The following is a 349-nucleotide window of genomic DNA, read 5'->3' on the forward strand; positions in this document are numbered from 1 at the left end:
CGCGAGGGCTCCGCCGAAGGCGGCGCCGAGCGCGGCGCCGATCCCCGCGATCTCGTCCTCCGCCTGGAACGTGCGCACCCCGAAGTTCTTGTGCCGCGCCAGCTCATGCAGGATGTCGGAGGCCGGAGTGATCGGATACGAGCCCAAAAACAGCGGCAGATCCGCCTGGCTGCCGGCTGCGATCAGGCCATAGGCCAGGGCGAGGTTGCCGGAGATGTTGCGGTAGGTGCCCGGGGTGAAGGCTTTCGAGGCGGGGGCCACCTCGTAGACGGTGGCGAACTCCTCCGTGGTCTCCCCGAAGTTCCACCCCGCCCGGTACGCGGTGATGTTCGCCTCCGCGATCACAGGC

The 349-nt window shown here is 69.1% G+C and carries 1 pseudogene; it reads right to left on the reverse strand.

The window, feature by feature from the left end:
- Window positions 1-349, reverse strand: a pseudogene (locus tag K7472_RS32320) (2-oxoacid:acceptor oxidoreductase subunit alpha); the annotation flags it as partial.

Origin of the sequence: Streptantibioticus parmotrematis (assembly GCF_019890615.1) — a bacterium.
Classification (GTDB): domain Bacteria; phylum Actinomycetota; class Actinomycetes; order Streptomycetales; family Streptomycetaceae; genus Streptantibioticus_D; species Streptantibioticus_D parmotrematis.